Annotated in this window: 3 protein-coding genes; all 3 read right to left on the bottom strand. The window is 32.2% G+C overall.

Annotation, left to right across the window (positions count from 1 at the left end):
- Positions 1–28 precede the first annotated feature (28 nt).
- Positions 29–691 (bottom strand): hypothetical protein, encoded by a 663-nt coding sequence (locus AC1DSL_RS17275; protein ID WP_477533166.1) that lies wholly within the window; start codon positions 689–691, stop codon positions 29–31.
- A gap of 137 nt (positions 692–828) precedes the next feature.
- Positions 829–1203, bottom strand: coding sequence for a ubiquitination-like system serine protease family protein (locus tag AC1DSL_RS17270; RefSeq protein ID WP_477533165.1), 375 nt, complete (start codon positions 1201–1203; stop codon positions 829–831).
- The gene (locus AC1DSL_RS17265; RefSeq protein WP_477533164.1) at positions 1190–2356 is read right to left on the bottom strand and encodes a ThiF family adenylyltransferase; all 1167 of its coding nucleotides are present in this window, start codon (positions 2354–2356) and stop codon (positions 1190–1192) included. Before AC1DSL_RS17265 ends, AC1DSL_RS17270 begins: the two co-directional genes overlap by 14 nt.
- Between the last annotated feature and the right edge of the window lie 95 nt (positions 2357–2451).

The raw sequence follows: 2451 nt of genomic DNA, 5'->3' as shown, positions 1-2451 counted from the left end.
CTATTAATTGACAATTATAATAAATAAGTTACCTATCTAAAAAAGCAATTAACCAAGGTACCCGACGTTTCCCTAAATTTCTAACCCAAGAATCATCTCTCTGAGTTTTTAGACCTCGTACACTTGCTCCTACTACTACAAAGGTACAGAAAATAATTACCATTGTTAAAAATAATTGAAGGGTTAAGTTAATACTACCATCAGGGAACATTTTAGCTGTGAAATTATCCCATATAGAAATATAAACAAAAAAYCCTGATGCAATAACGCCAAATTGAGAAGCTTGAAAAAGAAAATGAATTATTTCGTGCCAGCACTTAATAAATATATTAGAAGTTACCATATGTTGAAGCCATCGATAATCACTATAAAGAACGTTGAAGTTTCTCCAATATTCATTATCCAAGTATTTTTGAAAAGAAGTAAATCCACTCCAGAAAGAATCCCACTCCTGAGTTCCACGTGTTTCTTTAAAAAGTGAATAAGCATTTTCATTCGTGATGAGTAAATCAATAATCTTCCTATTTCCTAACTTATAAATGTTAGGATTAAGTGTATTCTTGAAAAATAGATCCAATAATCTCTCCCTGTTTTTTATGTCCTGAGTCTTTAATATCTTTTTTACGCTGAAATGCATAGGACCACAAAGGTCTGTTAGATTTGACTCTACTTGTTGATGAAATCTTGTCACTTTATTATTTCTTTGGCCAAATGCATACCCTACAATGGCTGTAATGATGGATACAACAATAGGTAAAAAAGATAGGTATTCTTCGATTAGACTTTACCTCGACTTTCTAATTTTTCTGGGTGAGAAATCAATAGATATTATTTAAATAAATTCTTGAAAAAGTATAGGATACCTTTGTTTTTATTCTCTCTATCCTTAAACTCTTCTTTCCTAACCTGCTTAATTTTTTCATCTGACCAATTCTTAGCCCAAACTATATTATCTTGCTTAATCCAGTAGTGAGAGCGGCATTTATAAGACCAGTTTCCAATGGATGGATATAAAGAGACTCTTTCACCATCATAGGTGATTTTCCAATCATTTGGCGATAACGGCGTCACAACTTCTTCTCCACAACCACAAGCACATTTATGAATAGCAGTATTAAATTTTACGCTAATATATATCTTTTTTTCTTCTATATGATTTGGGATTATCGAACTGAAGACATGTTCAAATTTATTCATATGCATTATTAAGATCTCCTGTATTAATAGTGTAGGTAGTATGCACTTCTTTATAAATGTCTTGGTAAAATCCATTGATTTTTTTCCATTTAATTACTGCCATTACCGCGTTTAAGGCATTCAAGTCTGCTATTTGGATATTAGTAGAATATTCATCCTTCTCAGCATTAGTAAATGAAATTCGTTTCAACAAATGGTCTCGGTTCCCAGGAGTACTAGTAGTCACTCTAATATCACCGATTAATGACTCATTGATTATTTCTATCCCTACACCTACATCAATAAAAGACTTGTCACTTTTAACTAACTCTTCTATAATCACTCTTTTACTTACACCATCATCAATACAAATAAATATAAAATCCAATGTCAAAATATCATGTATGTTAGTTTCATCTATATAGTTATTATGAGAGATTATACTTTTATGCATATTGCTGTAAATAGCCTGAAGGTATTCTGTTTTCAGTTTCTTTTCTCTTAACTCTTCTATAGAGGGCGCTCCTGGAGCCCTAAAAGCATTATGTTGTAAAAAAACATCTCCATCGAATAGATGAATTTCAGTTACAGGAGTTTTAGAAATTAAATCTAATATATATGATCCCGTTCCTCCTAGCCCTACTATTCCAATCTTCTGATGCTTTAGTTTCTCTGTAATTACATCTATGTTAGCCCTACTTGAATTCGTATCATAATAATTAAATACAGAATTATCAGCATGTTGACTAGTTATATACGTTCTCGCAGCTACTGTCTGATCAACTGAATATGCAGGTGCCATTATCATCTCTATATATCGAGTAAACTTTTCATAGTAATTTTCATAGCCACTTGCTGGCTTATTTGAGAAGGAGTGGTTCGAAATAATACCGTCCCCTAGTACCTGTTCACAAGAATTATGCTGAATTCCAGTTAATATTGAACCATTTTTATTGCAAGGATGATCTCCCCTAAAGTAAATGACATGATTATCTGGTTTAGTGGTTTGATTTCCAGCTAATGAAAGAGTTGAAATCAATGTTCCGAATTTAAMCTCACTATTTGAGTTTACATAAGGTACATGATGAACTAAGGCATATCCACTCCTAATCTCGATTTCATATCCTTCATCTCGCAATTTTTTTAAATCTGGACTATGACTTATCAGTTCTTGTGACATTAATCACCATTCCTTTTTTTAGGGTAAGAGTATCTCCTTCTATCATCGATCCCTTATCTTCATTTCTTCCTTTTGAATATGTCACTGTATAGACA

This window comes from Paenisporosarcina sp. P4_D4 (assembly GCF_056401835.1).
Note: the sequence above shows the minus strand (reverse complement) of the source record. Positions and strands in the feature narration are given on the sequence as shown.